Origin of the sequence: Pseudomonas sp. (genome assembly GCF_049590575.1) — a bacterium.
Taxonomy (GTDB): Bacteria; Pseudomonadota; Gammaproteobacteria; order Pseudomonadales; family Pseudomonadaceae; genus Aquipseudomonas.
In genome coordinates this window covers 1-21,359 of sequence record NZ_JBAWDE010000379.1, presented here as the reverse complement: position 1 = coordinate 21,359, position 21,359 = coordinate 1, and the positions used below count along the sequence as shown (strand labels likewise).

Genomic DNA, 21,359 nt, shown 5'->3' with positions numbered 1-21,359 from the left:
GCCCGGGGTTACCTGGAACGCCCGGCCCTGACCGCCGAACGCTTTGTGCCCGACCCGTTCGGCAAACCCGGCAGCCGCGTGTATCGCAGCGGCGACCTGACCCGTGGCCGCCCGGACGGCGTGGTCGATTACCTCGGCCGCGTCGACCATCAGGTGAAGATCCGCGGTTTCCGTATCGAGCTGGGTGAAATCGAAGCACGCCTGCGCGAGCAGGGCAGCGTCGGTGAAACCGTGGTGGTGGCTCAGGAAGGGCCGAGTGGCAAGCAACTGGTGGCCTATGTGGTGCCGGCCGCCGCGCAGTTCAACGAGAGCGAGTTCCGGGAGGCCTTGCGCCATGTACTGAAGGCCCGTCTGCCGGACTACATGGTCCCGGCGCACTTCATATTCCTGGCGCAAATGCCGCTGACGCCCAACGGCAAGCTCGACCGCAAGGGCCTGCCGCAACCGGATGCGAGCCTGATGCAGCAGGCCTATGTGGCGCCACAGAATTCGCTGGAGCAGCAGATTGCCGGCATCTGGGCCGACGTGCTGCGCCTGCCGCGTGTGGGCTTGAACGACAATTTCTTCGAGCTGGGTGGCGACTCGATCATCTCCATCCAGGTGGTCAGCCGCGCGAGGCAGGCCGGTATTCGCTTCACCCCTAAAGATCTGTTCCAGCACCAGACCGTGCAGAGTCTGGCAGCCGTCGCCAAGACAGGCGGGCAGGGGCTGGTCATCGATCAGGGGCCGGTCCGTGGTGAAGCATTGTTGCTGCCGATCCATCAATATTTTTTCCAGGAAGACATTGCCGAACGTCACCACTGGAACCAATCCGTCGTGCTGCGCCCCGGCGCTCGCCTGGCCAGCACTGCATTGAACGCAGCCTTGCTGGCGCTGGTTGAACATCACGACGCCTTGCGCCTGGGCTTTCGCCGCTCAGCGGACGGCTGGCAGGCGCAGTATCGCGGTGTTGAATCGCGCGACACGCTGCTCTGGCAGCGCACCCTGGCGTCAGTCGACGCGCTGGAGTCGCTGGGCCTGGAGGCGCAACGCAGCCTGAACCTGGCAGAAGGCCCCTTGATGCGCGCGGTGCTGGTGGAATTGCCAGACGCATCGCAACGGCTGTTGCTGGTGATCCATCACCTGGTGGTGGACGGCGTATCGTGGCGAATCCTGCTGGAGGACCTGCAAACGGCTTACACGCAGATTGAGAGCGGGCAGGCCGTTGCATTGCCGGCCAAGACCAGCTCAACCCAGGCCTGGGCCAAGCGCTTGCAGGCCCACGCGCAGAGCCCGGCGTTGCAAGAGGAACTGCGGTTCTGGCAAACCCAATTGCAAGGCGCCGATGCGGATTTGCCGTGTGACAACCCACAAGGCGGCTTGCACAACTCACTGGCAATTTCGGTGAACACCCACCTTGACCAGGCCTTCACCCGTCGCCTGCTGCAGGAGGCGCCGGCGGCGTATCGTACGCAGGTCAACGACCTGTTACTGACTGCCTTGTCCCGCGTTATCACGCGCTGGACAGGCGCTGATTCGCTGCTGGTCAAGCTGGAAGGGCACGGTCGCGAAGACCTTTTCGACGACGTAGACCTGACCCGTACGGTTGGCTGGTTCACCAGCCTCTACCCGCTGGCGCTGACCCCGGCGGCGAGCCTGGCGGACTCGATCAAGGGCATCAAGGAGCAGTTGCGCGCGGTGCCGGACAAAGGCATTGGGTTCGGCGCACTGCGTTACCTGGGAGACGAGCACGCTCAGCAGGTCTTGAGTGGGCTGGCCCAGCCGCGAATTACCTTCAACTACCTGGGGCAGTTCGATGGCAGCTTCGAGGAGGATGCCACCGTTGCGTTCTTGACCCCCACGGGCGAGGAGGCCGGGGCTGAGCAGAGCGAGCATGCCCTGTTGGGTAACTGGCTGGAGATCAACGGCCAGGTCTATGGCGGCGAGTTGAACCTGAGTTGGAGCTTCAGCCGTGAAATGTTCAGCGAAGCCACCGTACAACGCCTGGCCGACGCGTATGCGCAGGAACTCAAGGCGCTGATCGAGCACTGCTGCGTGGCGCCCCATCAGGGCGTGACACCGTCGGACTTCCCGTTGGCCGCGCTCAACCAGACCCAGCTGGACCAGTTCGAGCTGGCCGCTGTCGACGATGTGTATCCTTTGGCACCCCTGCAGCAGGGCATGTTGTTTCACGCCCTGTACGAGCCGCAGGCCGGTGACTACGTGAACCAGATGCGCGTGGATGTCGAAGGCCTGGATGTGCCGCGTTTCCGTGAAGCGTGGCAGGCAGCCCTGGATAACCATGACATTCTGCGCACCGGCTTCATCCTGCATGGCAGCCTGGAGCATCCGCTGCAAGTGGTGCATCGCCAGGCTCAATTGCCTTTTATCGAAACCGAATGCCTTGAGGGTGAAGGGCAGCAAGCCAAGCTTGACCGCCTGGCCGACGCGCAACGCCTGCAAGGTTTCAACCTGCAAAGCCCACCGCTGATCCGTATCGCGCTGGCCCATACCGGACCGCAGCGTTGCCACCTGATCTATACCAGCCACCATATTCTGATGGATGGCTGGAGCAGTTCGCAGTTGCTCGGTGAGGTGCTGGAGCGTTACGCAGGCGTTGCGCCGCAAGCCCAGGTTTCGCGTTACCGCGACTTTATCGCGTGGTTGCACGCCCAGGACAAGACCCTGCGCGAAGCCTTCTGGAAGACCCAGCTGGCCAAACTGCAAGAGCCGACACGCCTGTTCCAGGCGCTGCCGCGCAACAAGGACCACCACGTGTCGGGCCTGGGTGAGTACGCAGAGGAACTCGACGCAGCGCAGATGGCCAGGCTCAAGGTGTTTGCCCAACGCCAGAAGATCACCCTCAACACCCTGGTGCAATCCGCCTGGTTACTGTTGTTGCAGCGCTATACCGGGCAGGAGACCGTGGCCTTCGGCGCCACCGTATCGGGTCGCCCCGCTGAGCTGCGCGGCGTGGAGCAGCAGGTCGGGTTGTTCATCAATACCTTGCCAGTGGTGGCGACGCCGCGGCCGGACATGCCTGCGTCGCAATGGCTGCAGCACATCCAGCAGCAAAACGTTGCATTGCGCGAGCACGAGCACACGCCGTTGTTCGAGATGCAACGCTGGGCCGGGCTGGGTGGCGAGGCGTTGTTCGACACCATTCTGGTGTTCGAGAACTACCCGGTTTCAGAAGTCCTGGAGCAGGGCGCCCCGCTGGGCGTGCGCTTTGGCAATGTGATCAGCCGTGAGCAGACCCACTACCCGTTGTCGATTGCCGTCGGCGTGGGTGAAACCCTGAGCCTGCATTACACCTACGACTTGAGCGAGGTGGATGGCGCGACGATCACGCGCCTCAACCAGCACTTGCTCCATCTGTTGATGCAGCTGGTGGCCAAGCCGCAGGCCGCGCTGGCGCAATTGACGCTATTGGCAGAACCCGAGCATCAGGCGCTGATGGCGCTCGGCGACGCAGTGGTTCATTCGGCTGCCAACAGCCTCGTCCAGCATCAGTTCGAACAGCAGGTGCGGCGTACACCGCAGGCAACGGCGGTGATCTTTGGCGACCAGCAGTTGACCTACGATGCGCTGAACCGGCGTGCCAACCGCCTGGCGCACGGGTTGATCGCCCAGGGCGTTGGCCCGGATTCGCTGGTGGCGATTTCCATGGAGCGTTCCTTTGACCTGCTGGCCGGGTTGCTCGCCATTCTCAAGGCCGGTGGTGCGTATGTACCGCTTGACGCCGATTACCCGCAGGAACGCCTGGCCTACATGCTCAAGGACAGTGGCGTGAAGTGGCTGCTGACACAATCGCAGCTGGGCCTGCCGCAGGCCGAGGGGCTGCAGTGCCTGAGCCTGGACGGTGATCAAGCCTGGTTGAATGCGGTAAGTGACACCGATCCCCAGGTCGCCGTGAGCGGCCAGAACCTGATGTATGTGATTTACACCTCAGGCACCACGGGCAATCCGAAAGGCGTGGGTGTCACCCATCAAGCGCTGGCGCAACGCCTGGCCTGGATGCAGCAAACCTACGGGCTGCAGGCCGACGACGTGTTGCTGCAAAAGGCCCCGGTGAGTTTTGACGTGTCGGTGTGGGAGTGCTTCTGGCCCTTGATCAGCGGCAGCCGGCTGGTCATCGCCGCGCCGGGCGAGCACCGTGACCCTGTGCGCCTGCTGGAGTTGATCCAGACGTTCGGCGTGACCACGCTGCACTTCATCCCGTCGTTGCTGCAATTGTTCATGGACACACCGGGTGTGGCCCAGTGCACCCGTGTGCGCCGGGTGTTCTCCGGCGGCGAAGCATTGACTGCCGATTTGCGCGACCAGATCCTGCGGACCCTGCCTGGCGCGGTGCTGCACAACCGTTACGGGCCGACTGAAACCACGATTAACGCGACCTGGTGGCCATGTTCCCTGGAAGATGGCGCGCGGTCGCCGATTGGCCGGCCGCTGACCAATGTGGTGTGTCGCGTGCTGGACGCGGATCTGAACCCGGTTCCGATTGGCGTCAGCGCAGAGCTGTACGTGGGCGGCGACGGTTTGGCGCGCGGTTATCTCGGGCGGCCAGGGTTGTCGGCCGAGCGTTTTGTCGCAGACCCGTTTGGCAGCGCCGGAACACGCCTGTACCGCACCGGCGACCGCGTGCGTTGGGCCGAGGATGGCGCGTTGGAATATTTGGGGCGCCTCGACCAGCAGATCAAAATCCGCGGCTTCCGGGTGGAGCTGGAGGAAATCTGCAGTTTGCTGCTGTTGCAGGCTGGTGTGGCCCAGGCCGAGGTGGTTCTGCGCGAGGGCAGTGGCGGCGGCCAGTTGGTGGGCTACTACGTCGCTCACTCATCGGCGCCGGATGAGCTCGAGCAAGGCCAAGCCTTGCGCGATGCGTTGCAGGCACAACTGCCGGACTACATGGTGCCCAAACACTTCGTGCGCCTGTCGCACATGCCATTGAGCCCCAGCGGCAAGCTGGATCGGAAGGCTTTGCCGGCGCCCGACAGCCACGTGTCGCAAAGCGAGTACGTAGCGCCGCAGAGCGCCCTTGAACAGCAATTGGCGGCGATCTGGCAGGACGTGCTGGGCGTAGACCAAGTGGGGTTGAATGACAATTTCTTCGAGCTGGGCGGGCATTCGCTGTTGGTCATCAACGTGATGTCGCGCATTCAATTGGAGTTGGGCGTGAAAGTCAGCGTGCACGAGCTGTTCCAGCAGGCTCAGTTCAAGCAACTGGCGGACCATCTGCAACGGCAGGGCACGGGCGTCAGCGAAGAGAAGCTGTCGTTCCTGGACTCGCTGCTTGACGAAATGGAGGAGGTGTAATGGATAGCCAGAAGGCCGCCAAAATCATGAAACGCTTTATCGGGTTACCGCTCGAACAGCGCAAAGTCTATCTGCAGAGGATGCTGCAGGAGGGCGTTTCGCCGGCCAACCTGCCCATCCCGCCAGTGCGGCTCGAGGCGGCTACGCTGCCGCTTTCCTATGCCCAGGAGCGGCAGTGGTTTCTCTGGCAACTCGAGCCGCAGAGCGCGGCCTATCATATTCCCAGCGCCTTGCGGCTCAAGGGCCAGCTGGATATCGCAGCGCTGCAGAAAAGCTTTGAGCACTTGATCGCGCGGCACGAGAGTTTGCGCACGCGGTTCCGCCAGGTCGGCGAGACGATGCAACAGCAGGTGTTGCCCGCACACCCGGTGCAACTGGTGCCTGAACACATTGATGAAAGCCAGCTGAAGGCGCGCGTCGAACAGGAGATCGCGCGGCCCTTCGATCTGGTACAAGGGCCGCTGTTGCGCATCAGCCTGCTGCGTCTGGCGCCGCAGGACCACGTATTGGTGCTGGTGCAGCACCACATCATCTCGGACGGCGGCTCGATGCAGGTGCTGGTCGAGGAGGTGGTGCAGGCCTATACCGCCTTTACCCAGGGGCGTGAGTTTGACATGCCGGGGTTGCCGATCCAGTACGCGGACTACGCCCTGTGGCAGCGCAGCTGGATGGAGGCAGGGGAAAAAGACCGCCAGCTGGAATACTGGCGCGACCTGCTCGGCGGTGACCAGCCGGTGCTGGAGATACCGCTGGACCGGCCACGCCCGGCCGTACAGAGTTTTCGTGGCGCCTCCCTCGACCTGGTGCTGGATGGCGCGTTGGCTGCTGGTGTGAAAGCGTTGGCCCAGCGCGAAGGCGCGACCAGTTTCATGCTGCTGCTGGCGTCCTTCCAGGCCCTGCTGTACCGCTACAGCGGGCAGCAGGACGTGCGTGTGGGCGTGCCGACCGCCAACCGTAACCGCGTGGAGACGCAGCGACTGATCGGGTTTTTCGTCAATACCCAAGTGCTGAAAGCGGATATCGACGCGCACACCAGCGTGTTGGCGCTGTTGCGCCAGGCTCGGCAGCGCGTGCTGCAAGCCCAGGCGCATCAGGACCTGCCGTTCGAACAACTGGTGGAAGCGCTTCGGCCGGAACGCAGCTTGAGTTACAGCCCGTTGTTCCAGGTCATGTTCAACCATCAGAACCAGGGTGCCGGCCGCGCGAGCGCGGCGCAGGAGGGCAGCCTGGTGCTGGAGGGATTGGACTGGGAGAGCCGAACGGCGCAGTTCGACCTCAGCTTGAATGTGTCCGAGGATGCTTGGAGTATTCATGCCTCATTTGGCTATGCGACCGACCTCTTCGAGGCCGCGACCATCGAACGCATGGCGCATCACTGGCAGCGATTGTTGACGGCGATGATTGCGACGCCCGAGGCGTTGATCGACTCGCTGCCGATGCTCGACGCGCAAGAGCGTGCGCAGATCGTCGATGACTGGAATGCCACGGCTACCGACTACCCCCTTGAGCACGCCGTGCATCAGTGCTTTGAAGCGCACGCCGCACGGGCGCCGCACACGCCTGCCCTGGCATTTGGCGCAGAGCAGCTGACCTACGCTGCCCTGAACGGCCGCGCCAACCGCCTGGCCCATGCCTTGATCGAGCGCGGTGTCGGCCCGGACAGCCTGGTGGGCGTGGCGATGGAGCGCTCCGTGGAGATGGTCGTTGCCTTGATGGCGATCCTCAAGGCAGGCGGCGCCTATGTCCCGGTCGACCCGGACTATCCGGCGGAGCGCCAGGCTTATATGCTCGAGGACAGTGCGGTCAGCCTGGTACTGAGCCAGTCGCACTTGAGCCTGTCGTCCGCCGACAGCGTGCTGCGCATTGACCTGGACCACGACAGTGACTGGTTGCAAGCGTACAGCGAGGTCAACCCCGACGTGGCCGTCAGCGGCGAAAACCTCGCGTATGTGATCTACACCTCCGGTTCTACCGGTAAGCCCAAGGGGGCGGGCAACAGCCACGCCGCCCTGGCCAACCGCCTGTACTGGATGCAAGACGCCTATGCATTGGGCGCCGGCGACACTGTGCTGCAAAAAACACCGTTCAGCTTTGACGTATCGGTGTGGGAGTTTTTCTGGCCCCTGATCAGCGGCGCCCGCCTGGTGATGGCAGCGCCCGGCGATCACCGCGATCCGGCGAAGCTGGTGGAGCTGATCACACGCGAAGCGGTCACCACGCTGCACTTCGTGCCGTCGATGCTGCAAGCCTTCCTACAGCACGGCCAGGTGGGCAGTTGCAGCAGTGTGCAGCGCATTATTTGCAGCGGCGAAGCATTGCCGGTAGACGCACAGACCCAGGTGTTCGCGAAGCTGCCACACGCCGGTTTGTACAACCTCTACGGCCCTACGGAAGCGGCCATCGACGTGACCCATTGGACCTGCGTCGACGAAGGCCAGGATGCGGTGCCCATTGGAAAACCCATCGCCAACCTGGGCTGCCATATCCTGGACGCTAACCTGGAGCCTGTGCCGATCGGTGTGCTCGGCGAGTTATACCTGGCGGGCCAGGGTCTGGCGCGCGGGTATCACCGTCGGCCTACGCTGACGGCCGAGCGTTTTGTCGCCAGCCCGTTCGGCGCCGGCGAGCGGATGTACCGGACCGGCGACCTGGCGCGTTATCGGGCCGATGGGGTGATCGAATACGCCGGGCGCATCGACCATCAAGTCAAACTGCGTGGCCTGCGCATCGAATTGGGCGAAATCGAGGCGCGTCTGCTGGAGCATGCAACCGTACGCGAAGCGGCGGTGTTGGCGCTTGATGGCACGCAGTTGGTCGGCTACGTGGTGCTCGACGAGCCAGAGCCGCACTGGCGCGAAACCCTCGCTGCGCACCTGTCGACAACCCTGCCGGCCTTTATGGTGCCCGCTCAGTGGGTGGTGTTGGAACGGATGCCGTTGAGCCCCAACGGTAAGCTGGAGCGCAAGGCGCTGCCGCGTCCCGACGTTGGCAGCCAGCCACGCGTTTATGCACCGCCGCAGACGGCGCTGGAGCAGCAGATCGCGCAGGTCTGGCAGCAGGTGCTGGGCGTTGCGCAAGTCGGCCTTGACGATAATTTCTTCGAGCTGGGCGGGCACTCGTTGCTGCTGTTGGTGGTCAAGGAGCGCCTGGCGGTGCAATGCGGGTTGGCGCTCACGGTCAACCAACTGATGACCCGCCCAACGGTCAGGGCGCTGGCGAACGAGGCGCCGGATGCACCGCGCAACTCGCTGATCGTCGACCTGAACAGTCGCCAGGGCGGCGCGTCGTTGTTCCTGTTTCACCCAAGCTTCGGTTCGGCACATTGCTATAAAGCGATTGCCATGGCGCTGCGCCTGGACATGCCGGTACGCGGCGTCATCTGCCGCACACTGGTTGACCCGCTGAGCGAGGTGCCGGCGTGGGATGCCATGGTTGAAACGTATGCCCGGCAGATCCAGGTGGCCCAGCCGCAGGGGCCGTATTACCTGGGCGGGTGGTCGCTGGGGGGCAACCTGGCGTTGCAGATTGCGGGTTATCTGGAGGCGCGCGGTGCCGAAGTCGCCTTCGTCGGCTGCATCGATGCGCCGCCCCCGCAGCACGTCAAGGCTTACTGGGACCGCGACAAACCGGCTGCCGGGTTGCCGGCGGCAGGCGACACGGTTCTCGACCGGCGCGTGGAGTTGCTCACGGTCATGTTCCCGGATGCGGCACACGCCATTGGCCAGGCCTGGCAAGATATCCAACACTCAGGCGCCGTAGCCGATCAACAATGGGCGGCGCTGTGCGAATGGGCCGATTCGGCCCTGGGCGAAACCTTCATCAGCCTGCGCAATGAGTTGCAAGAGGGTGGCGAACTGGAGGTTTCCTGGGCGTTGAAACTGACGCTGGATGAGCGTTTGAAGGACGCCGACTATGTGCCGATTGCCGCGCCAGTCAGCTGTTGGTGGGCCGCGCAGAGCAAGTCTGAACATGATCGCCAGGTCATCAGCAGGGCGCTTGAGGCGGGAGTTGGCCATGGGCTTGAAGCGTCGGTGGTGATCGATACGACCCATGATCGAATCGTCGACAACCCTGCATTCATTGACTCGTTCGTGTCCGCCCTGAAGGGCATCAGGCGATAGGAGAGGCGTTCACCTTTTAACAGCGAATGATCAGCCAAGGGTCAACTGTACCTGTGGCGGGGGAGCTTGCTCCCTCGCCACAGGTTAGCGGCTGGCGTGGTATGAAAGGCGGGGAGCTGGGCAGTCCTTGTCAGAAGTTCCAGCGCGTGGTCAGCATGACGTTGCGCGGGTCGCCGTAGTAGCCCGTGTTGAAGAAACCGATGTTGGTGAGGTAATACTTGTCGAATATGTTGTTGACGTTCAGTGTCGCCGAGACATTGTCGGTGAACTGGTATTTGGCCATGGCGTCGACGACCCAATAGGCTTCCTGGTTAACGTTTTCGGAACGGCCTTTACCGCTGTTGTAGACCTCACGCCAGGTTTTGCCCTGCCAGCGAGCGCCGCCGCCGATGGTCAGGCGGTCCAATGGCCCTGTGAGCTTGTACGAGGTGAAGAAGCTGACTTGGTCCTGGGGTTCCAGGGTCGAGGCTTTTTCGCCATGTTCATCGCGAATGACTTTGTGGGTATAACCGGCCTGCGCTTGCCAACCGTCTGCCAACTCACCGGACAACTCGGCCTCGAAGCCTTTGGTCTTGGCCTTGATACCCTTCGACGCATCTGTGATCGCCGGGTTAGTCGGGTTGGCATTGTATTGCGCGTCGGATTCCGCGCGGTTGGTTTCATGCACCTCGAAATACGCCAGGCTGGTGTTCAGTCCCCCATTGAAGAACTCGCCCTTCACCCCGAGTTCGTAGTTCTTGCCCGCATCCGGTTCCAACACCTTGTTGTCTCGGTCGCGGGCGGTCTGCGGATAAAAGATTTCGGTGTAGTTGGCGTAAGCGGTGAAGTTGTCGTTGAGGTCGTAAGTCACGCCGACGTAGGGAATCAGCTTGCCGGTTTCCGTACTGTCGCTGGTGCCTGTCAGCCAATAGTTGGCAACGCGGCTGCCGAGAATGACGTTCAAGTCATCTGTGAGGTTGAAGCGCGCACTCGCGTAGCCTGCGGTTTGTCGGGTTGTTTCATCAAAGGTTTGGGTGACTGCGCCCCAGTCCGGCTTTGGAAAGTCGCCGTCGAAGTTCCAGAAATCGACAATACGACCATTGGCGTGAATCGGGTTCGCGTAGTTCTTGCCTTCCCAGTGGGAGTTCGACGCAGAGGCGCCCACCACCAGCTCGTGTTCCCGGCCGCCCAGGGTGAACGGGCCGCTGGCGTAGATATCGCCTGAATCCGCGCGAGTATCGCCGGTGAATTTGTTCGCGTAGAGCGTCGACAGGCCGGTGGCGGGGAATGGCCCCGACTGGATCGAGCCCATTTGCGCGTCATAACCGCTGAATTGGTGGGTGTATTGGCCCTTGACCACCCAGCCGTTGTCCAGCTGGTGTTCCAGGGTGGCGAATGCACTTTGGGTGAACTGCTGCCAGCTACTCCACTTGGCGGCGCTGTTGTACGAGCGCTTTACATCGATGCGGTTGCCGCTGCGGTCGAACAACGGTCGGCTGCCCGCCCAGCCCGCGCCGGAGGGGTCGCTGTTCTGGTAATCAAACCCGACGGTCAGCAAAGTGTCTTCGCTGAGGTCGGCTTCGAGGGTGCCGAAATACACGTTGGTCTTGCGTTCATAGTGGTCCAGGAACGATTGCTTGTCCTGGTACGCGGCGACGGCACGCCCGCGGATGTTGCCACTTTCCGTAAGTGGGCCACTGACGTCGATCTGGGAGCGGTAGTTATCCCAGCTGCCGGCACCCAGCTCGACACTGCCCTGGAAGTCTCGGGTTGGTTTTTTACGGATCAGGTTGAGCGTTGCCCCTGGGGCGCCGGCGCCTGCCAGCAATCCATTCGCCCCTTTGAGCACTTCGACGCGGTCGTAGATTGCCATGTCACTCAGGGTCTGGCCCGACGAATACGCCGCATTGCGCAGGGTGGGGATGCCGTCGTACTGGAAGTTTTCGATCGAAAACCCACGGGCAAAGTATTCGGTACGCTCGCTGTCCAATCGCGACACAGTGATGCCTGGCGCATGACGCATCACGTCGTCGATGGACGTGAGCGCAAAATCATCCATGTGTTGGCGCGTGATAACACTGATCGACTGCGGCGTTTCACGCGGGCTCAGCACCATCCGCGTAGCGGTGGCGATAGTGCCCGGCGTGTAGGAACCCGTGCCTTCGGTGACCGTGCCCAACTGGTTGGCGGTCACCGACGTGGCGCCCAGCTCCAGCGCGCCGGAACCGCCTGCGGTGATGGTGACGGTAGTGCCTTGCAGGTTGTAGTTGATGCCGCTGCCGCTGAGCAGGGCAGTGATGGCCTGGGTCGGTTCCAGTTTGCCCTTCACTGCACGGCTGCTTTTACCTTCCACATCCTTCGGGCTGTACAGCACCTGCAGATCGGTCTGGCGGCCAAATTCCTGCAGCGCCGTCCCCAGCGGCTGGGCAGGAATGTCGATCTCGAGCGCCTCGGCCTGTACGTGACCGGCCATGGGTAGCGATACCGCCAGGGCCAGCGCACAAGGCTTCAGGTTGAAGTTCAGGGCCCGTCGCATGATGAGCGCTTTGCTCAGGGGGCCGAGACCGAGTCGTACTGACATGGGTGCTTTCTCTTGTAGGTTTCAGGTAGGCAGCTTGTAGGATTTTTGAGAGCGTTTCTCATTAACACTAGTAAGACGTTCCTACCCAGGGAAACCGGAAAAGAAAATTCAGGCAGGCTCCATTTCGTGCACCACCTTGCCTGCGCGCAGGCGTACCAATTGATCAGCGATGTCGAAATAGCGGTCGTCGTGGCTGATGACAATGATGGTTTTGCCCAGGCGCTTGAGGTCCGGCAGCAGCTCTGTGTAGAACACTCGGCGGAAAGCCGGGTCCTGGTCGGCGGCCCATTCGTCGAACACCAATACCGGGCGTCCTTCCAGCCAGGCATTGACCAGCGCAAGGCGTTTGCGCTGCCCGGTGGACAGGTCGGTGGTACTGAATGCGCCGTCCTTGATCGTGACCTTGTGTGCGATTTCCAGGCGTTCCAGGTACTGGGCTGCACTGTCCATCGATTGCTGCCCGCCGCCCTGGACCAGGTCGTCAAACAGGTAATAGTCGGCAAACACCGTGGTGAACAATTGGCGGTAATCATCACGGGTAGGGGCGCTGACCGCCTCGCCATTGAGGTGGATCTCACCGGACTGCGGTTGATACAGCCCCAGCAGCAGCTTGATCAATGTGGTTTTGCCGCAGCCGTTCTCGCCCACGATAAACACGATATCGCCTTGCTTGATGCTCAGGTTGATCGGGCCCAGGTGGAACGGCTCGCTGCCTTCAACGGGCGGTGGGCTGTAGCTCACGCCGCGCAGTTCGAGGCTGTGTACCACGGGTTTTACGGCTTCGCTGTCTTCGAGCAGCAAATGCGGTTCGGGGGACGAAAAGCGTTCGGACAGTTCTGCAATACGCGAGAACGCGATCTGTGCGCGGCTGACGATGGGAAGCGCAGTCACCACATGCTCAAGGGGCCCCTTCATATACAGCAGCACCAGCACAAAACCGGTAATCACCGCCGGGTCGGGGTTGGGGTTATAGGCCTGGAAGGCCAGCGCCAGGCCGATGACCACGAAAAACAACATGGAGCCGAAGGTCTTGGCGACGATGAAGATGTTCACCGAGCGCACCTGGATATCGCTGATACGGTCAGCGGTGGCCTGGATGCGATGGGTGTTCATGCGGTAGCGACGCGGGCGGTGCATGCGCAGCTCCTTGGCGCCGGAGGCAATTGCGCTGTAGTAGCGTTGCAGCTCGTCTTCCTGGTCACGGGCCGCTTCGAATCCCTTGATACCTGCAGAGCGCGCCACGTACTGCACGGACGTACCGATCACAATCGCCGCGATCATCATCAAGAACATCGGCACCGACAGGTACGCCAGGTACCCCAGGCAACCCAGCGTGACCGTGGAGGCAATCGCCAGCGGCGTGAAGGAAAACGAGAAATCACTGATGGTGTCGACGTCGTGGGTCAGTACCGGGATCAGCTTATGGGTGCGGTAACGCTCGATCTGCTCGATGGGCGCGGACAGCACCTTCTCGCCGAGCTCCTTGCGCAGCGCCGCAATGATGCGCTGGCCCACGTAGTTGGTGCCGATATCCGACACGATCGAGCTGACCAGCGCCAGCACGCACAAGGCTGCAAACGTCAGGATCACACCTTGGGTCATTCCGGTGGAAGAGTGCAGGGCTTTATTGATGGTCGCCAGCAGCAAGGTGATGGCCAGGCCACCCGCCATGCCCAGGGCCACGGAGACCGTCATGATGGTGCGAAAGGGCCTGAGCAATGCGAGCAGACCTTTGAAGGCGCCGCGCTTGGGGTCGGTCATAAATATTTCCCGGAAAGTGAATAAGAGGGGGCTGGGCACACAGACCCTTACCCATGACAAACGAAGGATGGGCGCGACTATTTAGCGCGGCGTGTCCGACGGTATGGGCGGCGGCGTGGCTGGTAGATAAATTGCCCGGCGTCTGGTTCGTTCTTGTTGGGTAGGCGCACGCGTATTGGCGCGTGCCTGATCTATCCAGCGAGAGCGAAACAATGACGAAAAAGAATCTGGTGTACGTGTGGTCCCTGCGCAATGCCGCCGCCGACAAGGCCGGCCAGCCGGTGGCCTACAAGGACCACGAGCGCTACATGAAGTCGGTGCTGGAATTTCTGGTGGGGTCGCTCAACGACACGCCGCTGGGCCAGGCCTATAACCTGGTGGGTGTGGTGTATGACGATGACGAGCAGAACCCACGGGACCAGGCGCTGGTGGCCGACTACGGCTTTGCCTACCAGCCGGGCCGCCAGTGGCTGTACCCGGCCGACTTGCGGGTGCAGGGCAACCTGGTCAATGACTTGCTGCTGAGCGTGCCGTCGACCTACCGTCGCCTGCCACGCGGCAGCGCCGAACACATCGCCGGCAAGCAGGATTTCGAGCGTCGCCTGCATGACACGCTGGTGGAGCTGAAGGCCGACATCGTGGTGCTCGATGGCTTGCTGGTGATCCTCGATGAGCTGGTGCGCCCAGGCGCGCCGTTTGCCCGCCGGATCATGAACATCCACCCCGGCATCACCCGCATCGAATCGCCTTACGAGCGCCGGGGCGCCTACGCCACCTGGAATGCGCTGTACGGTGCGCGAGGGCAAACCGTGGTCGACTGGGCGACCAAGGCCACCCAGCCGTCGGAGCCGCTGTACCTGACCGGTGCCTCCTTCCATTACGTGGACAACGGGATCGACTCCGGTGAAGTGTTCCACGACGTGCTCAAGACCGAGATTTCACCGGACGACACCATCCTTGAGCTGCGCTGGAACAACTTCAACAACAGCCTGTTCCCGGCGCTGCATGAGGGGTTGGCGTTGTTGGCCAGGCAGGGCTGAGCTCAGTCCTGCTGATAGATGAGGTTCACATGTGGGAGGGGGCTTGCCCCCCTCCCACTTTAAAGCCCTCCAGCCTTAGAGATCGCGTACGACCCTGAACCCGATCCAGTCACCCCGCGTCTGCGGGTAGATGTTATTGCGGTTACCCGAGCGCGAAAATACCGGCGCCTCGCCCCAGTCATTGCCACGGATCTGGTAGCCCTCGCAGTTCGGCTCCGTCCATGCGCTGCCGTCGGTCGGCGCGCCGATGTAGTTGGGGTGCTCGCAGTCGGCCACCCGCTCGTACACGTTGCCGTGCATGTCGTACATGCCGAATGCATTCGGCGGGTAGCTGCCCACCGGCGAGGAATAGCTGTAGCCATCCGCCGGGCCGTAGGTGTTGGCATGCTCGGCGATGCTGTAGCCCTTGCCCTCATCGAACGGAAACGGGAATGGCCCGGTGGAGCCCGCGCGCGCCGCGTATTCACGCTGGGCTTCGCTGACCATGTGGTACTGCTGGCCGGTCTTCTTCGACAACCAGGCCACATAATGCTTGATGTCATCCATGTCCATGCACACCGCCGGCTGGCGCGGGCCCTGGGGGTAGCGCGGCTTGCTGGCGATGCATTCGCGGCCGGGGCGGGTGTCGCCATTGGCGATCTTCACGCCGGTCTGGCGGATATAGCTGTCCCATTCGCCGGCGGTGATGTGGAAGCGGCTCATGGCGAAGGGTTTGGCGAAGGTCACCGCGTGCATCGGGCCTTCGTCCGGCTCGCGGCCGACTTCGTCTTCCGGCGTGCCCATGGTGAAGGTGCCGGCAGGCAGCACCACCATTTCCGGGCAGTCCTTGCAGTCCTTGAATACCTTGCCGGGTTGCGGCGCGGCGGCCTGGGCGAACTCGGGCAGCAAAGCCGCGCACAGCGCGGTCAGGGCCAGGGCTGTCAGGGGCTTGAGTCGGGATGGATTCATGTGGGCATCTCGTTCAAAGGAAAAATGGGCCGTCACACCTGCTGGCTGAGCACGCGCATGAAGCGCTGGATCTCATCGGCGTTATTCAGCAGGCCGGGGGAGGTGCGGATCACCGGGCCGACATCACGGTCGACGGCATCGATCACCACGCGGTTCTTCATCATGTAGGCCGCCACCGCATCGCTTTGCTGGCCCTTGACCCGGAAGAACGTGAAGCCTGCCGACAGCTCAGGGCTGCGCGGGGTGACCAGCTCGATCTGCGGGTGCGCCAGCAACTGCTCTTTAAGCTCGGTATTCAGCGCGTGAATGCGCGCCTGCACCTGCGCCTTGCCCAGTTGCAAGTGCAGCTTGAACGCCTCGTCCGCCGCCCAGCGATGCTCGAAAGCGTGGTAGCCGCCAGGGGTCATGGTGGTGGCGAAGTCCTTGTCCTCGGAAAAGGTCGGCACCATCGGCGTCACATATTTGTTCTCGGCGTCGCGGGCACACACCAGCCCGGTGCCGCGCGGGCCGAACATCCACTTGTGGGTGCCGGCGATAAAGAAGTCGCAATGCATGTCCGGGAAATCGAGGTTTTCCACGCCGAAACCGTGCACGCCATCCACCACATACAGGATGCGCTCGGCTTCGTCGCGGTTGCGGTTGTGTTCCTGCACCAGCTTGCCGATCTCGCCGATGGGCAGCTTCACGCCGCTGCCGGACTGCACCCAGGTCATGCCCAGCACGCGGGTGTTGGGGCGGATGGCGCGCTGGATATTGCCCAGTACCTCGTCGGCGGAGACCCGGCTGGGGCTGTCGAACAGCTTGATCCGACGCACCTGGGTGCCTTGCTTGAGCACGCGAAAATCCAGCACGTTCTGGGTCGCGTAATGTTCGTGGACGGTGGTGAGGATTTCCTGGTCCGGGCGCAGCTTGATCCCGCCATAGATCATCGCCAAGCCTTCGGACGTGCTGCCGGTCAGGGCGATCTGCGCAGGCGTGGCCTTCAGGTAGCGGCCGGCCCATTCGCGCACCTGGCCTTCACGTTTCCAGGTTTCCTGCAGGTCCCAGTCCATGGCCAGCCCGGGGTTGCGGTCGATCTGCGCGCGATAGCGCTCAATCGCCTCGCGTACCGGCCTTGGGTGCGAGGCCACCAGGAAATTGGAAAAGTGCAGGTAATCCGGGTCCTGGTTGAACAGCTGCTTGAACCCCGTCCATGGGTCTTGCGCGGTGTTGGCGGCCATTGCCTGCGGGAGCAGGGCGGCGCCCAGTGGCAGGCTCGCGGCGAAAACCCCGGCCTGCTTGAGGAACGTACGGCGGTCGGTCATGGACATGCTTCTAGGTGATTAGCGGTTGGCCAATGGCTTGGCGGCTTTTTGGGTCTGGTCCCACACGCGCAGGAAGTTGCCTCCCCACAGCTTGGCGATATCGGCTTCGGAATAACCGCGCTGGATCAGCTCGGCGGTGACGTTGCGGATTTCACCGACGTTGTTCCAGCCTTTGACGCCGCCGCCGTCGTTGAAGTCCGAAGCCAGGCCGACATGGTCGATGCCGATCTTGCGTACGGTGTAGTCGATCGCATCGCCCAGATCCTTGAGTGTGGCCTTGGGCTCTTCATCAAGGATGGCGTACAGCGCGCTGGCGTACTCGCCGAATTTTTGTTCCGGCCAGGCGGCAATGATCGCGTCGCCCGGCATCAAGGCCATGGCCAGGTTGGGCAGGGGCGGCAGGTCGAAGCGCGCGCGCAGGGTGTTGAGCTTGTCCTGGGTCGGTTGGCTGAGCGGGCGCAGGTAGGCGGAGAAGCCCACGATCTGCACCACGCCGCCGCTGTTCTTGATCAGTTGCAATTCCTTGTCGCTGAGGTTGCGCGGGATATCCACGGCCGCACGCGGCGCCGAGTGCGACGCGACCATTGGCGTACGACTCAGCTGCGCGACTTGCTCCAGGGCCTTGGTCGACATCTGCGACACATCGATGATCACCCCCAAGTCGTTAAGGCGGTGCACCGCTTGTTTGCCGATGTCCGACAGGCCGTCGAGGGCGTCCACCGAGTCATTGAAAAACGGCAGTGGGCGCGACGAGTCGGCCCAGGCGTTATTGCCCACATAGCTGAAACCGAACATGCGCATGCCGCGCGCGGCCCACAGGTCCAGCTGGTTCAGGTCGTTGCCCAGCGGGTAGGCGTTGAGCATGCTGATGAAAATCGCGAACTTGCCCTCGCCATGCAGGCGCCGGAAGTCGTCCGGAGTGTAGGCAATGGCGACCTGGTTGGGGTAGTCGCGCACCATCGCGCTGATGATCTTGTAGCGCGCTTCCTGTTCATGCCGGGCAGCTTCGACAAAACCCTCGGTGGGCTTGTGCGGTGCGTTGGGGCCGTTCCAGATTTCCGGCCAGCCGAAAATCGTCAGGGCCGCGCCGGACAGGCGCCCACGGCTGGCCTTGACCAGGTCGAACTGGCCGCTGCCGTCCTTGTCGACCTCGTTGCCGGCCGTGCCGAAATCCACCGGCAGGGTGATGTGGCTGTCGAACGACAGCAGGCGGTCCTGCATTTCATTGGCCTGCTTGATCACCGCCAGCGGGTAACCGGCATTGCCCTTGAACCAGTGATCCCAGACCAGGAAGCCGGCCCCGACGCCGATGGCCAGTGCCAGCGGCAGGCCGATATACAGCGCCTTTTTCGAACGTGGTTTTGTCATTGCCATCTCAGTCAGTTGAGGCCTTCGCTATCAGGGAAGAACGAGTGATCGTCGGGGAAATTTAGGCGGCGCAGGCGGCGCGGTAAATTTCCGCGGGCTGCAAACGTTCTAGCTCTGATAAAGCCGTTTCCTAAGGTAGAAAATGACCATCTCTCGACGTGGGTTCATCGCAGGCCTGGCGCTTACCGGTGCCGCAGTGCCAGCGGCCTTTTATGCCCATCGCGAGCTGACGCGCGAAGAAGAATTCCCGATCACCCCCGGCGAAGCCACGGTGGACCTGGCCGACACGGCCGGCCAGCAGTTGGCGAACACCCTGCGCGGGGTCTGGAGCCTGCGCCTGGAAGGCCGCGACGCCGGCCTCAAGGGCCTGCCGCTGCAAGGTCTGGAGCTGTTGCTGGACATCGCCCCGTGGGGGCGTGGCCTGCGCGGCTACCTGGACACCGCCGACAACCTGCGCAGCGACGCCGAACCGCGCTACCGCGTGCTCGGTGACCTGCTCACGGGAGAGGGCGCCTTGCTCTACTGGCGGCTGATCGACCGCGATGCTGCCGACGGCATACCTGCCTATGAATTCAAGATGACCCTCGACGAAGTCTGGGCCACCTTCGCCAACGCCGGCAGCAGCACCCTCAGCGGGCAGATCCTCGACCTGGACCGGCCATTGGCGTTGACCGAGCGCGACAACCGCTTTATCGCGCACAAACACTGGTTTCCCGAAGCACGCCAACGCATCGGCCTCAACCCGACGCTGCTGGCCTGGCTGATCGCCCCCGAGCACCGCCTGTTTCACCAACTGTGGCACGCCACCCGTGACCAGTGGCACAAGCTCTCCGAAGACAAGCGCGACGCCCTGCGCGGCATTGGCTGGCAGCCCGGCCCACGCGGCAAGGAGCGTGACGCGCGCGGCAAACTCAAGGACCGCAACGGCTCGGGCATCGATTTCTTCTTTATGCACCGGCATATGCTCGGCACCGCGCGCTCGATGCAGGACTTGCCCTCCTGGCCGCAATTTCCAGAACCGCAACCGGCGCTGGAGCGTGACCGTCTGGGCTTTTTGCGTTATTTCGACAACCACGACGGCTTTGCGCTGCCGCCCACCTGGACTGCGCAGGACGACAGCGAGTACACCCAGTGGGTCAGCGACATCAAGGCCGCCGAGACCTACCACAGCAACTTCCAGGTCTGGGAGTCGCAGTACCGCGACCCGCGTTACCTGGCCCGGTTGAGCCTGGGTCAGCTGGGTTCCGAGATGGAACTGGGCCTGCATGACTGGCTGCACATGCGCTGGGCCTCGGTGCCCCGCGACCCGTCCAACGGCGCACCTGTGCCCCTGGCGCGCGACCCGGCGGACTTTGCCCCGCGCTGGTATGCGGCGGAAAACGACTTTCTCGGTGACCCGTTCTCATCCCATGTAAACCCGGTGTTCTGGCACTTTCACGGTTGGATCGACGACCGTATCGAAGACTGGTATCGCGCCCACGAACGGTTCAATCCCGGTGAGGTCAGCCGCCTGGAAGTCAACGGCGTCGCGTGGTTTGCGCCGGGGCGCTGGGTCGAGGTCGGTGACCCGTGGCTGGGGCCGGACACCCACGGTTGCAGCACCACGCCGGGGTTGCAGATGGGCAAGTCGATGGAGATGGACCCGGAGACCATGAAGCTCGCGTTGCGCATCACCTTTGGGGCTGAGGATGACGCATTGCAGGGCTTGTTCAAACGCGTGCCGAAACGGCCCTGGTATGCGCGGCATTTGAAGGTCAAACCGAGCTAGGTTGCGCGCTCCCCCACGCTTGTCCCCGCTTCCCATGTCACCTCCCTCGCGTCAAATCCCTTAATTTCCCAACCCTGCCGGAAGCCCCTCCAGGCCTCCGGCTGCGCCCGCAATTCTGCACAGGGCGCGCAGCGCATCCGATCCAAACGGCAGCTGAAAACGGACTTTCTTCTTCACCGTGACTTATCAGGCAGGTTACCCCCATGCAGTTCAGCGAATTATTGGCAGCGATTTCCACCCATGCGATCCGTCTGCAACGTGAAGAGGGCGACTTGATTGTCCTGGGGGACGACGAGGCATTGGATGATGCGGTGTGGGATCAACTGATCGCCCACAAGTCCCGGCTGCTGGCGCTGGTCGCCGAACATGGCGGTGACTGGTTGAGCCCGGCCTACCGCATCACGCCGGCCATGCTGCCGCTGGTCAGCCTTGAGCAGACGGCCATCGACCGCATCGTCGCGAGCATCCCCGGTGGTGCGGCGAATGTGCAGGACATCTACCCCCTGGCGCCGCTGCAGGAGGGCATGCTTTATCACCATCTCTCGGCCGAGCAGGGCGACCCCTACGTGCTGCACGCGCAGTTTGTGTTCGACAGCCGTGGGCGCCTCGAGGCGTTTGCCGAGGCGTTGCAATGGGTGATCGATCGCCACGATATCCTGCGCACGTCGATGGCCTGGGAAAGCCTCGACGCGCCCGTGCAGGTAGTGTGGCGCAAGGCGACGCTGGCCTGTGAAGAGGCGCACTTCAGCGGTGGCGACGCCCTCGGCCGCTTGCTGGCCGGCTACGACGCGCGCACGTACCGCATGGACCTGGGCCAGGCGCCGCTGCTGCGCCTGGTGTTTGCCGATGACCCGGCCAACAGTCGCGTGGTGGCGATGCTGCTGTTCCATCACACCATCCTCGACCACACCGCCCTCGATGTGGTGCGCCATGAAATCCAGCTGTACCTGGCGGGCGAGCAGGCCCAGGCCGGCGCGCCGGTGGCGTTTCGCAGTTACATCGCGCAGGTGCTCCACGGTGTCGGCGAGCAGGAACATGAGCGGTTTTTCCGCGAGATGCTGGCGGATATCGATGCGCCGACCCTGCCGTTCGGTTTGCAGGATGTGCAGGGCGATGGCCAGGGCATCGACGAAGCCCGCCTGCCTGTCGACAGCGCCCTGAGCCTTCGCCTGCGCAGCCTGGCGCGGCCGCTGGGGG

General features: G+C 62.9%; 10 protein-coding genes. 5 read left to right on the top strand and 5 right to left on the bottom strand.

Annotation, left to right across the window (positions count from 1 at the left end):
* Positions 1 to 5,292: amino acid adenylation domain-containing protein (locus WBR57_RS26270; protein ID WP_424087930.1), on the top strand; the 5,292-nt coding region annotated here is incomplete at its 5' end.
* Positions 5,292 to 9,413, top strand: a complete 4,122-nt coding sequence (locus WBR57_RS26265; RefSeq protein WP_424087928.1) for an amino acid adenylation domain-containing protein — start codon at positions 5,292 to 5,294, stop codon at positions 9,411 to 9,413. The genes WBR57_RS26270 and WBR57_RS26265, both read left to right, overlap by 1 nt.
* A 130-nt stretch (positions 9,414 to 9,543) precedes the next feature.
* On the opposite strand, the gene WBR57_RS26260 is transcribed toward WBR57_RS26265, so the two are convergent.
* Positions 9,544 to 11,928 carry a TonB-dependent siderophore receptor gene (locus WBR57_RS26260; protein ID WP_424087926.1) on the bottom strand — a complete coding sequence of 795 codons (2,385 nt, stop codon included), beginning with the start codon at positions 11,926 to 11,928 and terminating at the stop codon, positions 9,544 to 9,546.
* A gap of 153 nt (positions 11,929 to 12,081) precedes the next feature.
* Positions 12,082 to 13,734 carry a cyclic peptide export ABC transporter gene (locus WBR57_RS26255; protein WP_424087924.1) on the bottom strand — a complete coding sequence of 551 codons (1,653 nt, stop codon included), beginning with the start codon at positions 13,732 to 13,734 and terminating at the stop codon, positions 12,082 to 12,084.
* Between the two features lie 212 nt (positions 13,735 to 13,946).
* On the opposite strand from WBR57_RS26255, the gene WBR57_RS26250 reads away from it, so the two are divergent.
* The gene (locus WBR57_RS26250) at positions 13,947 to 14,774 is read left to right on the top strand and encodes a N(5)-hydroxyornithine transformylase PvdF (protein ID WP_424087922.1); all 828 of its coding nucleotides are present in this window, start codon (positions 13,947 to 13,949) and stop codon (positions 14,772 to 14,774) included.
* A gap of 75 nt (positions 14,775 to 14,849) precedes the next feature.
* Here the strand turns inward: WBR57_RS26250 and WBR57_RS26245 are convergent, their stop codons facing one another.
* Genes WBR57_RS26245 through pvdM form a run of 3 tightly spaced genes read right to left on the bottom strand, consistent with a single transcriptional unit; the run spans position 14,850 to position 18,394 of the window.
* Positions 14,850 to 15,722, bottom strand: coding sequence for a formylglycine-generating enzyme family protein (locus WBR57_RS26245; protein WP_424087920.1), 873 nt, complete (start codon positions 15,720 to 15,722; stop codon positions 14,850 to 14,852).
* Between the two features lie 32 nt (positions 15,723 to 15,754).
* On the bottom strand, positions 15,755 to 17,026 hold the full coding sequence (locus WBR57_RS26240) for an aminotransferase class V-fold PLP-dependent enzyme (protein ID WP_424087918.1): 1,272 nt from the start codon (positions 17,024 to 17,026) through the stop codon (positions 15,755 to 15,757).
* Between the two features lie 18 nt (positions 17,027 to 17,044).
* Entirely contained in the window at positions 17,045 to 18,394 is a 1,350-nt protein-coding gene (pvdM, locus tag WBR57_RS26235) for a pyoverdine-tailoring dipeptidase-like protein PvdM (RefSeq protein ID WP_424087916.1), read from the bottom strand.
* Positions 18,395 to 18,536: 142 nt separating this feature from the next.
* On the opposite strand from pvdM, the gene WBR57_RS26230 reads away from it, so the two are divergent.
* Positions 18,537 to 20,162: a PvdJ/PvdD/PvdP-like protein gene (locus WBR57_RS26230; RefSeq protein WP_424087914.1), complete on the top strand. Its 1,626-nt coding sequence runs from the start codon at positions 18,537 to 18,539 to the stop codon at positions 20,160 to 20,162.
* A gap of 203 nt (positions 20,163 to 20,365) precedes the next feature.
* Positions 20,366 to 21,359, top strand: a 994-nt coding sequence (locus tag WBR57_RS26225) for a condensation domain-containing protein (protein ID WP_424087912.1), incomplete at its 3' end; no start/stop codon positions are given.

Coding starts and splice junctions, on each gene's coding strand:
- WBR57_RS26265 (WP_424087928.1), top strand. CDS start 5,292: ATGGATAGCCAGAAGGCCGCCAAAATCATGAAACGCTTTATCGGGTTA.
- WBR57_RS26260 (WP_424087926.1), bottom strand. CDS start 11,928: ATGCGACGGGCCCTGAACTTCAACCTGAAGCCTTGTGCGCTGGCCCTG.
- WBR57_RS26255 (WP_424087924.1), bottom strand. CDS start 13,734: ATGACCGACCCCAAGCGCGGCGCCTTCAAAGGTCTGCTCGCATTGCTC.
- WBR57_RS26250 (WP_424087922.1), top strand. CDS start 13,947: ATGACGAAAAAGAATCTGGTGTACGTGTGGTCCCTGCGCAATGCCGCC.
- WBR57_RS26245 (WP_424087920.1), bottom strand. CDS start 15,722: ATGAATCCATCCCGACTCAAGCCCCTGACAGCCCTGGCCCTGACCGCG.
- WBR57_RS26240 (WP_424087918.1), bottom strand. CDS start 17,026: ATGACCGACCGCCGTACGTTCCTCAAGCAGGCCGGGGTTTTCGCCGCG.
- pvdM (WP_424087916.1), bottom strand. CDS start 18,394: ATGACAAAACCACGTTCGAAAAAGGCGCTGTATATCGGCCTGCCGCTG.
- WBR57_RS26230 (WP_424087914.1), top strand. CDS start 18,537: ATGACCATCTCTCGACGTGGGTTCATCGCAGGCCTGGCGCTTACCGGT.